This window comes from Proteus sp. fly-1067, assembly GCF_040139345.1.
Taxonomy (GTDB): domain Bacteria; phylum Pseudomonadota; class Gammaproteobacteria; order Enterobacterales; family Enterobacteriaceae; genus Proteus; species Proteus vulgaris_B.
Window position 1 is genome coordinate 1 of the sequence record NZ_JBEEUL010000276.1, and the last position, 523, is coordinate 523.

Genomic DNA, 523 nt, shown 5'->3' on the forward strand with positions numbered 1-523 from the left:
TTTTAGCTTGTTTAATTTATTTCCTTTCTTACAAATAGCTTCCCCAATGGTTTTTAATCACCAATAGAATATAGGGTACTAAACGCATTTTTAAGTTCTGTGTTTGGCTTAATTTATATTCATTTCACCTGTAATTTAATCTAATAAAACTCCTTAGTTATTGATAATTAATATTATTTATCAGGTTTTGCCATGAAGATAGCATAAAAGGGCTGTTTCGATAAACAGTCCTTTTAATCTTGCTAATAAATAACGATATTTTATGGCAAATAATGATTCTCATGACAGCATGAGCGTATCAGCAAGCCCCGATAGTGATGACAACAATGCAAGAGGAACAGGTCCAGAAGGGCGAGGGGATTCGGGGGGGAGCCGTGGCAGCTCTCACTCACGTTCTGTAAATTTTAGCCAAACACCTGAAAAACAAGCCATTATTAACCCACTTATTCTACTCCCTGTCACCATTGCTGTAGTGGAAGGAACATGGGGTGTCACAGTAAGTGCCGTTCGTTCTACACCTACA

The 523-nt window shown here is 37.5% G+C and carries 1 protein-coding gene; it reads left to right on the forward strand.

All coding sequences use genetic code 11. The features are described from left to right. Positions 1-262 precede the first annotated feature (262 nt). On the forward strand, positions 263-523 hold a 261-nt coding region (locus ABN217_RS20390), incomplete at its 3' end, for a hypothetical protein (protein WP_349460026.1).